The organism is Saprospiraceae bacterium (assembly GCA_016716185.1).
Classification (GTDB): Bacteria; Bacteroidota; Bacteroidia; order Chitinophagales; family Saprospiraceae; genus Vicinibacter.
In genome coordinates, this window is the sequence record JADJWV010000002.1 from 172089 (window position 1) to 189158 (window position 17070).

Sequence of the window (17070 nt, forward strand, 5' to 3'; positions counted from 1 at the left end):
TATGAATGACTTTTTGCTTGAAGTAGGAAGACTTTCCCCTAATGATTCGGTTCGCAATAATTCAGGGGATACATATAACTTATTTGATGATGTTTGTCTGCGTGATCATGGAGCATTGAGTTATGTATTTCATAATCAAGTCAGTCTTCGAAAACTGTTCGTTATAGGAAATGCAATCCCACGGAAAGCTGCAAAAAGTAAAATTGATAACTGGTTGAATGGAAGTGAAGAGGCATTTGACTTGACAGGTCTCGATTGGGTGAAAATGTTTAACGGAATCTTCTTACTCATTTTTGTGGATAGCCGGACAAAGAACTTAAGTCTCGTTACAGATTTATTGGGATTTTACCCACTGTATTTCATTCAAACGTCCACGCAATTTTGTATTTCGAACAGGATGCAAATTTTATCTCAGCAGGTCACGACTCCTCCTGAAATCAACGAAGCAGCGATATACACTTATTTGCATAATGGCCACCTGATGTTTGACCAAAGTTGGTACCGTGAAATTTCGCGTTGTCGCCCGGCTTCAGTGTATAATTTTCATTCCGGGTCTGTGACCCCGGAAATTAAGCATTATTGGACCTGGAATCAGATCCCGGCAAAGACGAAAGCTGGTGTAGCTGAGCAACGCAATTTTGCCCACTTGTTTCAAAGGAGTGTGCTTGATATGGATTATCCGGAGATGGCTGCTATTGGTTTAGGCTTAAGTGGAGGTTTAGACAGCAGATGGATTGCACATACTTTATCCGGATATAAATATTTCACAGCACATTGCTTTGCGATGCAAGGGAGTTATGAATTAAAATTATCGCAAAAAGTTGCCAAGGCTTTAAACATTCCTCATCAGTTCCATGAATTGGATAAAAAGAATTGGCTGGAAAACCGGTTGGAATCTTTTTGGATGGCAGATGGTTGTTTGCACCTGGGACATTTGCATGAGGGAAATTTGCATGCCCGTTTATTTCAGGATGTTGATATTTTTTATCATGGATTTTATGGAGGAGGAATTTATGCTGGACATTCTGAGATGAATGCAAGGATAAATAACAAATTAGCTGCCAGTCATTTTGTGGTGAGGAACAATGAATATCATTGCGATGATGCATATTTCAATTTTAATTCAATTGATCCCTACATCGTTTTTCAGCGGATGCGCTATCAGGCTGCTTACAGCATTTTATTATTATCCCAATTTACGAAAATTGCAATTCCTTTTTACGATCCCGACTGGCTTATTTGCAACTACCAGATCGATGACAGAGACCAGGCATTTAGTCGTTTTTATTTGAATACATTGGGCCGGCAACTCGATAAATCGTTGTTGGAAATTCCCTGGCAACGCACCGGTTTAGCCCCAAAACATGTAGCTTTAAATTGCTTTGTTCAACAGTATAAGCTCAATTCAGTTGGTGAACGGATTTATAATTTATTTGGAAAGAGCCGTCATTTCATCAACTACAAATATTTTGATGATGAAATCAACCATTGGATCAGGGAATTTTCATCGGAGATCAAACATTTGGGTGTGCCATATTCCATTCGCAAGAGGGAACACAAATTACGTATGCTGAGTCTGATGGTTTGGCTTCGCATGAGTCAAAAGAATCGCCCCAATGTCTTATAGAATTTTACATATCGTCGATCAGTGGTTGCCGGATACGATGAACTGGCTGGATGCCTTGTTGCAAAGTTCATCAGCCAAATGCGAGCATCTCATTTTTTGTGAGTACAGGATTCACGAGGGTCCCGATCATTGGGAGTTTATCATGAAGCAGCGCCAGTTGGATTATCCAATTACAAAGTGGCAAAGACTCATTAAGTATTTTAAAAGGCAGGAATTTGCTGACACATTGAAACAATTTGCGAAGGAGGGAAATGTGGATTTGATCCATATTCATTTTGGACATTTGGCTGCACGATATTATCGCGAATTGATGGAAACAGGCAAGCCTTTATTGATTTCCTTATATGGATTCGATTATGAATATTTGGTCCATGCTCATCCTTGTATCCTGGAAACTTACCTGAAACTTGCATCTGTTGGTGCTTCATTTATAGTAGAGGGCCAGTATTCCAAATCATTGTTGATTAAATATGGGATCACAGATACGCAAATTCATATCGTACATTTATTATTCAGACGAAATGAACACATCAACTGCATTCGTTACAGGGGTCCTGTCAGGTTGTTACAGGTGGCTACTTATACTGAAAAAAAGAATCAATTGGGTTTATTGGAGGCACTCCAGGATCGTCATGCAGGTAAGTTTGTAGTCAAATTTTTTGGTGAGGATAAGGATAAACAATATACCCAGGAATTGATGAAGCTTCAAAAGATCAGAAACAAACACTCAATTCTCATAGGAAAAAAGATTTCTTTTGAAGATTACCTTAAGCAAATGAGGACTTCCCATTTTACAATTCAATGGAGTAAACGATCGAAAAATTTTGATACGGAAGGCGGTTGTCCGGTCTTTATAAAAGATAGTTTGAGTCTGGCCTGTCCGGTCATCAGCTCCAGGCACTGCGATATCCCTGATATAATTGTCCACCGTTATAATGGATTTTTAACAGAAGAACAAGACTTGTACAATTTAAGTGAGCTTCTGGATGAGATACTTTTGATATCGCCTTTAGATTACTTAAAGCTCCAGCGAAATGCGCTTCAAAGTGTAGATCAAAATATCGAAGGCAATTTATGTGGATCAGAATTAATCGGAATATACAAACGCATGGTTTCATTCAATTCTTAATCGACGCAACATCTGAGCTCATTGAGCAAAGAATTCAGACTGAATAGAATATAATGTCTGAAAACGGCCAACTGGAATCTTTAGAATTTCGCCTCCTGTTAGGGTTGTGGTACCGCCCAACTGGCAACTTCGGGGCAGATCTTTCTTACATCAGGATCAATGGATATATAGGCTTTAGGAACATTATCTGCCAGCCATTCCTGGAATTTCTGACCTTTCTTATTTTCTTTTGCGACTTGTTGTATTTTTGAATAATCGTCTTTTAGATTTGCTTTGTGAGGTGGTGTTTTCGAATTTAATTTTACTAATTTAAATACCTTCGTTCCATCCTGTTCAGTACTGGAAAAAACTTTGCTGATTTCTCCCACCTGTAATTTATCGATGGCAAAAAATACATCGGGATCCAGATCACCTGTTTCAAATTCGGCAGTTCCGGTTTTGGGATTTAAGAGTAGGCCACCATTATTATACGATTCTGATTTTTTATCGGAATACAGGCGCACTGCTGCTTCAAAGGGAATTGAATCTTTGATGATCACAGATTTGATCGAATCGAGATATAACTCAGCAGCCTTATAGTCTGCTTCATCGTATCGGGGTTTGATCAGGATATGTTTTGTCAAAATGGTATTTCCTCTTCTTTCAAGCAACTGGATGATGTGATACCCATATTCACTTTCTACGATCCCGGAAATAGAATCTTTATTTAATGAAAAAGCAACGGCCTCAAATTCAGGAACCAGACTCCCGCGTTTTGTCCAGCCTAAAGAACCACCATTTTTGGCAGATCCGGGGTCGTCGGATTGAACCTCAGCTATTTTGGAGAAATCTTCACCTTGCTGAATCCTTGTTAAAATTTTTTGCAAGCGTTCTTTGGCTGCATTTTTTTGGTTTTCGTTGAGCCGGGGCTTGTAAACTATTTCTGATATTTCAACTTCGGAGTTGATATACGGGATGCTGTCTTTCGGAATCTTGCTGTAAAATTCTCTGGTTTCTTCTGGAGTGATGCGAATTTCGCCAATGATTTTATTTTGAAGTCTTTCTGTAAGCAATTGATTTTTTAATTCTTCTCGAAATCTTTCCCGTGTTTCTGTTACACTTTGTCCGTAGTACTCTTTGAATTTATCGTAATCATTATTGAAATAAGCAAGAATATTTTCAATTCTGGAATTGAGTTGTTGCTCAACTTCATCGTCTTTAATTTCAATACTGTCGACCTTAGCTCTGTTCACCAGATACTTTTGAATGATGAGATTTTCAAGGATCCCGCATTCATTATTTCTGTTCATCACATTGTTCTGCCTCGATTTAATGAATTGGATTTGCTCCTGCCAATCAGAGTACAATATAATTTCTGATCCGACTTTCGCAATAATCCGGTCAATGGTTTGTGCAAAGTTGTCATTTGTTAAAACAGCGAGCAACAAGCTGCAGAAAATTTTTAGAAATGATATTCTCATTTGTTCATGATTTGTATGCGTTTTTCTTTAAGCTCATTTTCGTAGCGTTCAGCTTTATATGTTTCAAGAAGTTTGATTTTACGCTGGTGAAGAATTGCTTTTTTAGCCTGATCCCGTACAAAGGATAAAGGCGGATCTTCATGTGGTCTTACTACTTCGAAAAAACGTATTTTATAACTGTGATTAAAATCGGCAAAATCCCGGTTAAGTCCTTCATTGATATTTTTCTCCTGAAGAAACCGGTTCGGGATGTAAGATTTTATATCATCCCACTGATACCATTTTGCTGAATTGAGAAAACATATTTCGGCATTGTTTTGGCAGTAGATATTTAAAGCTTGCAGCGAACCCTGGTTTAAATTGCCCCACAATTGATCCAGTTTCCGGGAATCGTTCACTGGTTTATTAGCTTTAACCATTACAAAACGGAAAATGGTGCTTTCCAATTTGTAATTGGATTTATTGCTGTTGTAATAACGCACAAGTTCGGCATCGCTGATGACCGTGTCGAGCTTTTCACTGATCAGCTTTTCTTCGTATTTTAACAGGAGCAACTCGTCTTTATATTTTTCTACAAGTTGGTTGATTTCATCGAGTTGTTTGAGTTCCGAATATGCATCTTTAATGAGGATCTGATCTTTGAGCCAGCGGTCTATAAAGTTGTTGATAAATTGTAGGCTGTCCTCTCCCTGAAGTTCTTCAGGGATGCTTTCTTCGAGTTCCTTGAATTTTAGTTTCCGCTCTCCATATTGAACGAGAATTTGATCCGGATTTGAGGAAAGGTCTGATGTTTCGTTTTTACATCCAGCCAGACAAAGCAAACCGCCAATCCACAAGCTTAATCCAAATGCATATATCCCAGACACCCGCTTTAGTGCTTATTTCTTAACCAGAGAATTGAATACATCTGAATTGATCCTTAACTCATATTTTTTCTGAGTTCGTCGACCCACATCATTTCAAGGTGATCCTGGTAATCAGCAATGATGTATCCTCTTGCTTCATCGAGTGTTTTGGTGCCGGCAGGATGTATGGCTTCTATTTTATTGAATTGATAACCCGTATTATCCTGATTCAGATGAAGTTTAGATACTGAATTTTTAGAAAAGGATAAATCTTTGTAAGGTTCCATTCCCTTTTTCTCTACCATGGTACGCTGATAGGAAATGAATTTTTTGTTCGTATCGAATTTTGAAAATACTTTTTCAATCGGATTTTTTCTGGCAAAATTATAAACCTCGTCCACAAGTTTTTTATCTGTTGTGTCAACAGATACTGTAAGCAACATAGCCCTTTCCTCCCAACGATACTTATCTTTATTTTTTTGATGAAACATTTTTAATCCGGCGGTATCTTCTGATGCCCGATCCCAGACCACAATTTTTGTAGCTTCAAAAAGTAATATTCCTTCTCTGTATTCGCGCATGAGCGCTTTAAAATCGGGATATTTTTCCTCGAGTTTTCCTTCTTCAAACTGAAGGCATTTTTGATTGGAGTATTCTTTGAGCATGTTTTTCAAAGTGGTCTTTACGTCCTTGTTTTCTCCACCCTGCATTCTCAGTCGTGTATTGCTTTTAACAAATTCAGCAAATTCCAAAAGTCCAAACGCCTGATTGCTTAAAGTAAAAATCGGATCGTTCTTCAAGTTTTCGGGAATCTTCCATTTATATGTATAGAACAAGGTATCGATATTGGCAATGAAATCATTCAAAGTATTTTCATTTTCTTTATAGCCGGCTTCGGATTTGATCTTCTCTATAAGTGACGCCTGAGCTACATTAAAGCGTTCGTCTCTTTGAATATCTACCTGGATCTTCCTTTTGCACGTTCATAGGGGAGTTCATCGTCTTTGCGCAGTCTTTTGATGATGTGCCATCCAATTGCCGATTCAACCGGAACTGAAATGTCTCCATCCGATCCTATAGCAAATGCAGCATCTTCAAAGGAGGGCTCAAACTGATTGATTCCAATATATCCAATCGAACCACCTTGAACAGCACTCGCTTTGTCGTCGCTGTGCACCCTGGCCAGTTCTTCGAAATTCTGTCCGGATTTGATCAGTTTATATAAGCTGTCAGCTTTAGCCTGGGCGATGATGTCGGGATTTCCGCGACTGGATTTTTTGATAAAAATGTGTGCAATTTCCATGCGTCGATAGGCCGGCCTTTCTGCTTCCAACTGCAAAACGTGATACCCAAGTTTGGTACGTATGGGCAACGGATAGACCTGTCCGGGCTGAAGCGAATATGCAGCATTTTCCAGGGTATAAAACCATCCGGAAACATGGATGTAAACCATCCTAACCTGCCATTCTTTTGAGCGGAATTTAAATCGTTGCTGTTTTTGGCAGCATCGCTCCATTTCATTCCGGTATTGATCATTCGAATGGCGTTGGCTGCCATGTTATAAGATTTTACAGTGTCGGCACCAGTGGCGTTCGGACTCAGGCTGAACAAAATATGATTGATCAGAAGGTCCTTTCTTTGTCTTTCATAAACTTCCCTCGCAAGTTTATCGGTAACTTCTTTATCGTTTAAATAACTGGTTGTAAGTTGTTGACGATAACCTTCCAATTCCTTGATCAATGCCGGTATGGTATCGACTTTCATGTCTCTTGCGGCCTGAACTTTCAATTTGAATTTGGTGTACAGATTGAGATAGTCGTCCAGCGATTTACGGCTGTAATCGGCTTCTTTCTGGTTGTTTTTGTTGTATATATATTCGAATTCAGAAAGATGTACAGGGGTTCCTGCAACCGTAAACAGAACCGGATCAGTTTGGGCGTTGGTTACCCATGTCAAAAAGGCAATAAAAATGGTGAGAATTAATCGCATATGTTTGGCTTTTTAAAAACGGTCAAAATTAAGAACTAGAAACGTTCAAACCGCGTATTCTATTGGATGAATGCAGGGATTAACATGAACTTTAATAAAAAACTACAGGATCCCCAAAGTCTGGATTTTATTTTAAAGTTTGAGGGCTAACTCCTTAATCCTGAAGGAATAAGCGTTTAACCCTACCCGAGAGTCTGGCTAAGATTTCGTAGGGAATGGTCTCACAGGCCTGAGCCAGGTCCTCCAACGGAGCATTTTTTCCGAATATTTCCACCTCCATACCTTCCGAAACGTTTTCCAATCCGGTCAAATCGACCATACACATATCCATGCAAACCACGCCTATCAACGGAACTTTTTGACGGTTGATCCAAACCTCAGAGGCCTTGCTGCCGGCATTTCTGGGTAATCCATCAGCATAACCGAGGCTAAGTACTCCAATTTTGGATTCCCGTTTGAGCACTCCGGACCTGTTGTAACTTATGGTTTCTCCGGCTGGATAGGTTTTAATCTGGCTGATCCTTGTCTTTAAGGTATGTACTTTTTCAAGTTTATTTTGAACGGCAGGGTCGCTGTCGAAGCCGTATAAGCCAATGCCCAATCTGACCATCGAATAGGACATTTCGGGATGTCGCGAGATGCCTCCACTGTTCAAAGCATGTAAAAATGGTTTGTAACCAATAACTTCAGAGATCTGTTCTGCCATTTTTTCAAATAAGCTCAATTGCTGTTTGGTAAATGCATCAAAAAATGACTGATCACTGGCAGCCAGATGAGTAAATATACTTTTTACCTGGATCCAGGGATGTTTACTTAAAATTTCCTGGAGCGCCGGGAGGTCCTGCGACAAAAATCCCAGGCGATGCATGCCGGTATCCAGTTTAATATGGATGGGAATAAAATTGGATGATCCCATTTCAAGAAGACATCTTTGCAATTGTGCAATTGAAAAAATTTCAGGTTCCAGATGATATTCAAATAAACTTTGAAAATCTGAAGTTCCAGGTATTCATAACCATTACCGAAGTCTGACTCCTTTTTGACGGAGCAGGATTCCTTCATCGGGATAGGCCACGGCCAGGTATTCAACTTTTTTTGTGTTCGAGTAGTTTAGCGATTTCATAATGGCCACTCCCATAGGCTGCTGCTTTTACAATGGCCATGATCTGGGTGCCGGGTTTAAGCAAAGATCTGTAGACATCCAGGTTATGAGCAATCGCCTTGAGATCAATTTCCAAAAGGGTGTCGTGTTTAGACAAACTAAGTTGATGAAACAGCCGTTCCAATTTGAATTTTCGGGCACCTTTAATGAGAATAAGTTCATTGTGGAAATTTAAATCATCCAGTTTTTCTAAAACATCTTCTGTATTACGGAATGGGTGAAAACTAAGGTTTCTTTTATTATTAAATTGAAGTGTTGAAATTTCTTCGCCAATGAGGATCACTTTTTGAATGTGATATTTGTCTATCAAATATTCCAGCCCGGAGAACAATTCTGAATGATCGCGGTGTTCTGCAAAATCAGTAATTACAAGGGTGCGCGGTAGATTCTGGTTTTGCTGATCCACGAACTGAAGAGCAAGCTGGAGGGACTTGAGATCCAGGCTGTAACTGTCGTTGATCAGGATGCAGCCATTCAATCCTTCTTTTTGTTCGAGCCTCATGCTGAGGTTATGCAAATGGCCGATGCCCTCCTGAATTTCCGATGGAGACATTCCGAGTTCGAGAGCCATGACGATGCAATGCATGATGTTTTCAAGGGAGGCTTCATCCTGAAACTGCAGATCGAATTCAAATTTTTGCTCATCTCTGAGCAATTCCAAAGCAATATGATCTCCTGCTTTTTTCAGTCTTTTAATTTTGTAAGCAGCATCTAATTTTTGCGACCAGCTTATGTTTCCATGATGATGCTTTCTGTGATGGTCTATACTTTGGTAATCTTTGCAATAAATGAGTTTTTCGGCATGATTAAACAACCGGAGTTTTTCCCGGGTCTTTTCGTCCATTCGGAGAAACCCGATTGATGGGCGTCGCCAATATTGGTGATGATGCCAAGAGTGGCAGAGATCATGGCAGACAAGCGCGGCATTTCACCGGGATTGCTGATACCCGCTTCAAATAATGCAATTTCATGGGTATCGTTTAAATCCAGTACCGACAAAGCAACACCCAGCTGAGAGTTATAAGATTTTGGATTTTTGCATACTTTGAATTTTGACTGAAGGATGGTTGCCAGCCATTCTTTGACTATGGTTTTGCCGTTGCTGCCTGTGATTCCGATGATCGGAATGTTAAATTTTTTGCGATGGTGTTCAGCCAGTTTTTGCAAGGCTGACAGGACATCATTGACAACCAGAAAACAAACGCTGTTGTGGATTTCTTCAGGAATTTCCCGGACTACAAAAACATGTACTCCTGATTCGATGAGTTGCGCAATAAAATTGTGGCCATCACTTCGTGTGCCTTTCATCGCAAAAAGAGGGTCTGTGCCGGTTGCAAAACAGAGCGGCTGTCGCATTCTGCATGACTGACCGTCCAATCAGCTAACGAACGTTCGTAAGTTTGTATATGGAATATTTCTGCAAGTTCCTTAACCGTATATTGCATGCTCAGGAGGTGTGTTCCTTTTCAGACAAACTGATTTCAGGATAGAGATCAAAGCCAATGTCATTTCTGAAATATTTTTTATCAAATTGAACAGAATGTGCAAGTTGGCGGCAAAGCTGAAGCGCTTCCTTAGGCGAATCTTGAAGTGCGGTAACGGCAAAAACTCTGCCTCCCTGAGTTCTTAGCACATATTCATCCAATTTGGTGCCTGCATGAAAGATATAGGAATCCGGAATGAACTCATCTTTGAGTTCTATGGGCTTTCCTTTTTCGAAGCTACCCGGATATCCGCCACTGGCAAGCACGATGGTGGCTGCGGTTTTCGGACTGATTTCAATTTTAGAGTCCTGGAGTTTTTCCGCTTGCATATCCATGAAAAGTTCGAGAAGATCAGATTCAATTCTTGGTAAAATCACCTCCGTCTCCGGGTCACCGAGTCTGCAATTGTATTCGATGACCTTTGGTTGCTCGCCTACTTTCATCAGCCCGAAAAAAATAAAACCTTGATAGGGAATTTCATCTGCCTGTAATCCTTTCAATGTCGGTTCAATGATTTCCCTTTTTACACGGTCCATTAATGCCTGATCTGCAAACGGTACCGGCGAGATAGCACCCATTCCACCTGTGTTGGGGCCCGTGTCTCCTTCTCCTATCCGTTTGTAGTCTTTCGCTTCAGGTAAAAGAACGTATTGTTTTCCATTCGTAAGTACAAAGACAGAAAACTCAATCCCACTCATAAATTCTTCGATGACCAGCGTTTCGGATGCCGTACCGAATTTTCCCGAAAGCATGGAGATGATTTCTTTTTCAGCTTCCATGTGATCCTCACAAATGACCACGCCTTTTCCAGCTGCAAGTCCTGATGCTTTTAGCACAATTGGAGGGATGAGATTGCTGATGTAATCCATGGCATCGTTCAGCTGGTTCTTTTGAAATATTTTGTAAGCTGCAGTTGGAATTCCATGTTTTTGCATAAAATCTTTGGAAAACGCTTTACTACTTTCCAGTTGTGCACCTTTTTTGCCAGGGCCTACTAAAATGAGCTTGTGTAATCCTTCCGTTTGTGAAATAGCATCCATGATCCCTGCATCCAGCGGCGCTTCGGGACCGCAAACGACTACATCGATATCGAATTGCCGGATGGCGTGTATGACAAAGGGGATATCTGACAAATCTCCGGGAATATTGATGGCTACGGACATCGTGCCTGGGTTTCCGGGCAGGACAAAGAGCTGTGCCAGGTTTTCACTTTCAGACAATTTCCAGGCAAGTGCGTGTTCGCGTCCACCGGAACCAAGGATCAAAACATTTTTTTTCATAGGATGAATCAGATTACGAAGGTAGAGAATTATGTTTGATCAGTCTTCAGGAGCCATGGGTGATCTGTTTTTGGAAGTTTCCTTTACGAAGAAGTTTTTCCTATATAGTGCCTGTGCAATTCGTTTACTTTTCGTTGAATATCAGTCATGCGTTCGTCCATCAGACTTTGGTGGATCAGCGAAGGCTCGCGAAAAGAAATATGAGCCTGGTATTCCCATAATTCTTTTATTTCTTCCATTGGAAGCTGAAAACTTGGGTAGAGTTGGTTATCAGAAATACAAAGCATTTCCTGATTGTTTGGAGTTTTCTGCAATCGCTTATACACCACCCCTTCTCTTTGTGAAACTACGATATAACAGTTGTTATTTTTTACTTCATCGAGGCGTTCGACGTATTTACAGATCACGATGTTGCCGGGTTCCATGGGAAGCATGGAGTCGCCTTCGATCTCGAAAGCCCTGAGGTGTCCCTGCAAGGAAGGCAATTGAAATCTGGGCAATTCGCTGATGTATTCCGGGTCCTGGAAGCTGTCCATATAACCTGCGGCTGCTTTGGTGCGAACCAGTTCGATGTTGTTTTTTTCCTGGGCATCGACCGAAATGGCCAAAATTTTAAACTGATCCGACCGTTGATCTTCCCAGGCCACATTTTTGAGTCTTTGGCTGATGAGGCTTTCTATTTTCAGTCCGTACACCCGGGCTATTTTAGAGAGCGTTTCGATATTGGGTTCGGTATGACCGCGTTCGTAATCACCTAGCGTGGTTCTGGGTATGCCTATTTTTTCGGCAGCTTCTGCCTGGGAATAATTTTTTTCCTGTCTTATAAATCTAAGATTTTCTGCTAAATACATATATGTAGTTTATTTGCCCGGTACAAAAGTACAAAATAATTGTTGAAAAACTCGTCCAAAAATATTATTCATCCTATTTTTGACGATAAATTCGTCAGACAGCTATTCACTAAGGACTTTTATGTATCATCGAGCGATTTTGCATATGGACCTCGATGCATTCTTTGTTTCGGTAGAATGCATCAAAAACAGTCAGCTCCAGGGGCTTCCGCTGATTGTTGGGGGTTATAGCAGTCGCGGGGTGGTGGCAGCCTGCAGTTATGAGGCCCGGGCATTTGGCGTACATTCGGCGATGCCCATGAAAATGGCCTTGCGTTTGTGTCCGCAGGCCACGGTAATTCGCGGCGACATGGATTCTTACACCAAATATTCGGCGATGGTAACCGATATCATTGCAGAGCAGGCGCCGGTATTTGAAAAGGCTTCTATCGACGAGTTTTATCTGGACCTGACCGGGATGGATCGTTATTTCGGATGTATGAAATGGGCTGTGGAGCTCAGGGAAAAACTGATGCGGGAAGCGGGTCTTCCCATTTCGTTTGGTTTGTCGGTCAACAAGCTGGTGTCCAAAATCGGTACCGGCGAAGCCAAACCCAACGGGATGTTGCAGGTGGCTTCGGGCGAGGAGCGGGAATTTTTATCGCCACTCAGTACCTCCAAGATACCGGGTATCGGCAAGCAGACCTACAAGCGATTGAGTTTTATGGGGGTGCGTTTCATCCATACCCTGCGCGACATTCCGGTACCCCTGCTGCAGCGCGAGTTTGGCAATGAATCGGGCAAAAGCTTGTGGGAGCATGCCAATGCCATCGACGAGACAGCGGTGGTGCCCTATCACGAGCAGAAATCCATTTCGAAAGAGACGACATTTGAAAAAGACACTCTTGACATTCGTCGCATCCGCATCCTGTTGCTCGACATGTGCGAGAAGCTGGCCTTTGAGTTGCGTCAGGGTGGCCGCGTATGTTGTTGTGTAACCGTCAAGATCCGCTATGCCGATTTCAATACCTATTCCAAACAAAGGCGCATTGCCTATACGGCGCACGACGACACCCTGCGCAGAGTGAGTTACGAATTGTTTGATGCCCTGTATGAAAAGCGGCAGCTGATCCGCCTGGTCGGACTCAAATTCAGCGGACTGGTCCAGGGTCATTACCAGATCAGTTTGTTTGAAGACACAGCAGAGCAGATCTCCCTGATGCAGCAACTGGATCACATCCGCCGCCGCTGGGGCGCAGGTTCGGTGATGCGGGCTGCGGTGTTGAAGTAGGGGGGAGGCTTAAAGCTTAAAGCTCAAAGCCTAAAGCCGGAAGCTCAAAGGCTAAAGCCTAAAGCCTAAAGCAATTTGGTTTATTAAACTAACTAACGTTTGTTAGAATTAGGGTAAAAGAAGAAAAGAGAGGACTTGTGCTGGGCTAATTGTCCTTAGATTTGCGCAGAGAAATTTTTCTGCGTAAATCTGAGAAATCTGCGGGAGTCTCTACGGATGATTCAGTTTGTCGATAACGTTGAAAATGAATACTGATATTTCCATAACTAACAAATGTTAGTTACATTTCCAACACCTAGCACCTAACACCTAACATCTAACACCTAACACCTAACACCTAACACCTAACATCCAACACCTAACATCTAACACCTAACATCTAACACCTAACATCTAACACCTAACATCTAACACCTAACATCTAACACCTAACACCTAACATCCAACACCTAACATCCAACACCTAACACCTAACATCTAACATCTAACACCTCACACCTAACTGACATTGATCCATTTACAGGTACGCAACAAATAGCAAATAAAATCTTGACATTTTCATCATTTGAATTTGTCAATTTATAAATTTTAGTTTGAAGATTTGATAACGGAGTGATGACTTGCTAAATAATGCTCTATTCTTTTTGGGCAGATACTTTTGCAACAACTCAAAACTAAATTTATGAAAACAAGATTTTTTAAGATCCTGTCAGGGATCGCACTTGCTGTATGTATTCATTTTGATGGCCATGCGCAAATTAAAATGATGAATGATTACAAGAATTACCACTCCGCACGCATTGGTACCTATCAGGGTATATTATTTCGGGAGGCTGGATTTTCTTCTCTTTATCCGATCGCCGGGAGTCATGGGACCGAATTCTGGACTTGTTCAGATCGCGGGGTAAACGTCGATGCAGCCAATGCAAATGATCAGGCTTGCAGACCAACCTACGATAAAATATTTCCATTTCCATCGTATATACCAAAGATTCATCGCCTGCGGATTGCAGGAGATAGCATTCAGATCCTTCAAACCATTCCAATTCTTCGTCCAAACGGACAAGGGGCAAGCGGTTTGGTCAATCCAACAGGTTTTGGGAGTACTGCTTCCGAACAGATTTCTACAGATACCGTAAACAATTGTAGTGCTTTTCAAAGTAAAACTACATTAAAAGATACTTTTGGGATTGACTGCGAAGGTTTGGTAGTAGATCCCGACGGAAATTTTTGGTTGTGTGAAGAAGGAGGCCCAACCGTATGGCAGCTCAACAAAGCAGGTGTTTTAATAAAGCGCTATTCACCTTATGCAAATTTACCGGGAGCACATCCCGTGGATGTATTGATAGATACCGTATTTAAATATCGCAAAAACAACCGGGGCTTTGAAGGCATCGCCATTACTCCCAGTGGTAAAATTTATGTTGCAATTCAAAGTCCACTTTTATTTCCTTCAAAATCAGCAGGAGAAAATACAAGAATTCATCGTCTTCTTGAAATAGATCCTAAAACAAATGCAACCAGAATGTTTGCGTATCTCAACGATGGAATTATTGGCAAAGGAGGTGACCAAATCCGTCTCCGCGATTGGAAAATCGGAGATTTATATGCGATTAATGACCATGAATTTTTAGTTTTAGAGGCTGCTGCCCGCGGAACTACAGATATCAAAAGACTTTACAGGATCAATCTTTCCAATGCGACTCCGGTTCGGTCGGGTTTATTTAATAATAACATGACCCTGGAACAATTGGTGGATTCAACTGGACTGGCCGCCAACCAAATCAGACCCGTTGAAAAAACGCTGGTGATGGATTTGTTGGCAGAAGGATGGCCCGCAAGTCTGGATAAAGCAGAAGGAATTTCCATATTAAACGACAGCACGATTGTCATTGGAAATGACAATGATTTTGGTCAATTTTCTCCCGATGAAAACGGGATTGCAATGGCTACCGGTAAAGAAAGTCATTTAATCGTTTTCCGGCTTTCAGGCAAAAATAAAATCAGCCGCTATCGGGAAGTTTATCCGGTCACTCAGGGACTAACGGGTCCGAGTACCAACCAATCACCCTATGTTCTTCCAGCAGCACAAGACGTTCAATTCACTTCCATACTTACAGTGGGAGAATCTGCAAATGGTTATACCCTGTGCGGAATTCCGGATGGGATGGGAGCTTATGACAACGGCGATGGAAGCTTTACAATTTTGTTGAACCACGAATTTGGTACAACTGCAGGTGCTGTCAGAGCACATGGCTCCACCGGAGCGTTTATCTCTAAATGGAAAGTAAGAAAATCCGATTTAAAAGTGCTTAACGGAGAAGACCTGGTAAAGAAAGTAAACTTATGGAACGGTACGGGTTACACAGAAGGAACTACCGCTTTCGCAAGATTGTGCTCTGCAGATCTTCCACCCTATACTGCATTCTATCATAAATCTGGGATTAAAAGATTGGGTACCATGACCCGGTTATTTTTAAATGGAGAAGAAACTGGTGATGAAGGTCGCGCTTTTGCGCATATTGCGACTGGCGTGAATACCGGGACCAGTTATGAATTGCCATATCTGGGTAAAGCCTCCTGGGAAAACGTAGTTGCACATCCAGAATCCGGAGTAAACACCCTGGTGGCGCTGTTGGATGACAGCAATGGCGGACAAGTGTATTTTTATTTGGGGAAGAAAGGAACAGCCGGTAATGAAATTGACAGAGCAGGACTCAGCAAGGGAAAATTGTTTGGATTGAAAGTTGAAAATTATCCAGTCGAATTGGATTCTGTCATCCCTGCATCCAATCAAAGATTTTCGATAGTGGATCTGGGAACCGTTCAAAATAAATCAGGTGCTGAATTGAATACAATGAGTAATGCGAATGCGGTCACTCAATTTAAGCGTCCTGAAGATGGAACCTGGATTCAAGGCGAGCCCAATGTATTTTATTTTGTGACGACCAATGCATTCAACGCACCCAGTCGTTTGTGGAAAATTGAATTTGACGATATACAACATCCTGAAAAAGGTGGAACGATTGAGATTCCTTTAGACGGAACTGAAGGACAAAAAATGTTTGACAACATGTGTTCAGATAGCCGTGGAAATTTATTACTTCAGGAGGATGTAGGCAACAATGCACGTTTGGGGAAAATCTGGCAATATAATATTTCCACTGACGAATTAAAAACAGTGGGAGATCATGATCCTACAAGATTTATTAACGGTGCCCATAATTTTCTGACTCAGGATGAAGAATCCTCGGGAATCATAGACGTTCGTCATATTCTGGGACATGGTATGTTCTTGCTGGTAGATCAGGCTCATTATCCGCTACCCGGACAACTCGTTCAAGGCGGGCAGATCCTTGCCATGTATAATCCGGATTCAGATAAGCCATCAAAACTTAAGAATCCTGTACCTGGTTTAGACTCAGGAAGTATTTTAGATGCAATAGAACAAAAGACAAAAACCAGCACAGCGAAAGAATTTCAACAACATATACGCGTCGGTGAATTGAATAATCAGCATAAACTGGTTATTTATCCAAATCCAATTTCTTCCGGTCAATTATTAACCCTTGAAGGTTCAACACAACATGAACTTATCTATGAAATCGGACTTATAAACAGCTCCGGACAGTTGATCTGGAACGAAAAAATTTCAGAACCTGCAAACCAATATTTTTTGGAGCTTTCAGAAAAGAGTGTAGTCAGTCCAGGCATGTATTACCTCTATACCATTACGAACTTTGAAAGCCATTTGTTGAAATTGTTTGTTGAGTAATTATTTGACTCAATTATAAAAATTAAAGCCCTGTCTGGTTTTTCAGGCAGGGTTTTTTTATTCAAAAATATTAATATTGCGGACTTCATTATGGAATCCAATAATTTCCATCAATAAGTCATGATTAGAGGCTATCAAAATGTCATTTTATAATGCAATATTTAACAAACGTTCATTAGTGCTTGAGTGTAAAATAAA

14 protein-coding genes are annotated in these 17070 nt (G+C 41.1%); 4 read left to right on the forward strand and 10 right to left on the reverse strand.

The annotated features are described in order from the left end of the window. Position 1: 1 nt before the first annotated feature. The gene (locus IPM34_02615) at positions 2-1627 is read left to right on the forward strand and encodes a hypothetical protein (GenBank protein MBK8954433.1); all 1626 of its coding nucleotides are present in this window, start codon (positions 2-4) and stop codon (positions 1625-1627) included. Beyond that, positions 1617-2756, forward strand: coding sequence for a glycosyltransferase (locus tag IPM34_02620; protein MBK8954434.1), 1140 nt, complete (start codon positions 1617-1619; stop codon positions 2754-2756). Before IPM34_02615 ends, IPM34_02620 begins: the two co-directional genes overlap by 11 nt. A 98-nt stretch (positions 2757-2854) precedes the next feature. On the opposite strand, the gene IPM34_02625 is transcribed toward IPM34_02620, so the two are convergent. The 10 genes from IPM34_02625 to IPM34_02670 form a co-directional block, all read right to left on the reverse strand. Further along, positions 2855-4216: a peptidylprolyl isomerase gene (locus IPM34_02625; GenBank protein ID MBK8954435.1), complete on the reverse strand. Its 1362-nt coding sequence runs from the start codon at positions 4214-4216 to the stop codon at positions 2855-2857. Then, a complete protein-coding gene (locus IPM34_02630) occupies positions 4213-5082 on the reverse strand; it encodes a hypothetical protein (GenBank protein ID MBK8954436.1) in 870 nt (289 codons plus the stop codon). Before IPM34_02630 ends, IPM34_02625 begins: the two co-directional genes overlap by 4 nt. A 53-nt stretch (positions 5083-5135) precedes the next feature. Then, complete coding sequence (locus IPM34_02635; GenBank protein ID MBK8954437.1) at positions 5136-5927, reverse strand: hypothetical protein; 792 nt, start codon at positions 5925-5927, stop codon at positions 5136-5138. Positions 5928-6019: 92 nt separating this feature from the next. Further along, positions 6020-6238: a peptidylprolyl isomerase gene (locus tag IPM34_02640; GenBank protein ID MBK8954438.1), complete on the reverse strand. Its 219-nt coding sequence runs from the start codon at positions 6236-6238 to the stop codon at positions 6020-6022. A 35-nt stretch (positions 6239-6273) separates the two neighbouring features. Continuing rightward, the gene (locus tag IPM34_02645) at positions 6274-7050 is read right to left on the reverse strand and encodes a peptidylprolyl isomerase (GenBank protein MBK8954439.1); all 777 of its coding nucleotides are present in this window, start codon (positions 7048-7050) and stop codon (positions 6274-6276) included. Between the two features lie 154 nt (positions 7051-7204). Beyond that, positions 7205-8059, reverse strand: a complete 855-nt coding sequence (gene alr / locus IPM34_02650; GenBank protein ID MBK8954440.1) for an alanine racemase — start codon at positions 8057-8059, stop codon at positions 7205-7207. A 76-nt stretch (positions 8060-8135) separates the two neighbouring features. Beyond that, complete coding sequence (locus tag IPM34_02655) at positions 8136-9056, reverse strand: alanine racemase (GenBank protein ID MBK8954441.1); 921 nt, start codon at positions 9054-9056, stop codon at positions 8136-8138. Continuing rightward, positions 8975-9568 (reverse strand): hypothetical protein, encoded by a 594-nt coding sequence (locus tag IPM34_02660; GenBank protein ID MBK8954442.1) that lies wholly within the window; start codon positions 9566-9568, stop codon positions 8975-8977. Before IPM34_02660 ends, IPM34_02655 begins: the two co-directional genes overlap by 82 nt. A gap of 91 nt (positions 9569-9659) precedes the next feature. After that, positions 9660-10976: a phosphoribosylamine--glycine ligase gene (purD, locus tag IPM34_02665; protein MBK8954443.1), complete on the reverse strand. Its 1317-nt coding sequence runs from the start codon at positions 10974-10976 to the stop codon at positions 9660-9662. 83 nt (positions 10977-11059) lie between these two features. Beyond that, on the reverse strand, positions 11060-11827 hold the full coding sequence (locus IPM34_02670; GenBank protein MBK8954444.1) for a helix-turn-helix domain-containing protein: 768 nt from the start codon (positions 11825-11827) through the stop codon (positions 11060-11062). 121 nt (positions 11828-11948) lie between these two features. On the opposite strand from IPM34_02670, the gene dinB reads away from it, so the two are divergent. Together dinB and IPM34_02680 are read left to right on the forward strand one after the other, a co-directional pair. Beyond that, the gene (dinB, locus tag IPM34_02675) at positions 11949-13097 is read left to right on the forward strand and encodes a DNA polymerase IV (protein MBK8954445.1); all 1149 of its coding nucleotides are present in this window, start codon (positions 11949-11951) and stop codon (positions 13095-13097) included. A gap of 682 nt (positions 13098-13779) precedes the next feature. Next, positions 13780-16872, forward strand: coding sequence for an esterase-like activity of phytase family protein (locus tag IPM34_02680; GenBank protein MBK8954446.1), 3093 nt, complete (start codon positions 13780-13782; stop codon positions 16870-16872). Positions 16873-17070: the final 198 nt, after the last annotated feature.

Excerpts from the sequence above, each read along its gene's own strand:
- IPM34_02680 (MBK8954446.1), top strand. The coding sequence starts at position 13,780 with ATGAAAACAAGATTTTTTAAGATCCTGTCAGGGATCGCACTTGCTGTA.
- IPM34_02625 (MBK8954435.1), bottom strand. The coding sequence starts at position 4,216 with ATGAGAATATCATTTCTAAAAATTTTCTGCAGCTTGTTGCTCGCTGTT.
- purD (MBK8954443.1), bottom strand. The coding sequence starts at position 10,976 with ATGAAAAAAAATGTTTTGATCCTTGGTTCCGGTGGACGCGAACACGCA.
- IPM34_02620 (MBK8954434.1), top strand. The coding sequence starts at position 1,617 with ATGTCTTATAGAATTTTACATATCGTCGATCAGTGGTTGCCGGATACG.
- IPM34_02645 (MBK8954439.1), bottom strand. The coding sequence starts at position 7,050 with ATGCGATTAATTCTCACCATTTTTATTGCCTTTTTGACATGGGTAACC.
- dinB (MBK8954445.1), top strand. The coding sequence starts at position 11,949 with ATGTATCATCGAGCGATTTTGCATATGGACCTCGATGCATTCTTTGTT.
- IPM34_02660 (MBK8954442.1), bottom strand. The coding sequence starts at position 9,568 with ATGCGACAGCCGCTCTGTTTTGCAACCGGCACAGACCCTCTTTTTGCG.
- IPM34_02615 (MBK8954433.1), top strand. The coding sequence starts at position 2 with ATGAATGACTTTTTGCTTGAAGTAGGAAGACTTTCCCCTAATGATTCG.
- IPM34_02655 (MBK8954441.1), bottom strand. The coding sequence starts at position 9,056 with ATGGACGAAAAGACCCGGGAAAAACTCCGGTTGTTTAATCATGCCGAA.
- IPM34_02670 (MBK8954444.1), bottom strand. The coding sequence starts at position 11,827 with ATGTATTTAGCAGAAAATCTTAGATTTATAAGACAGGAAAAAAATTAT.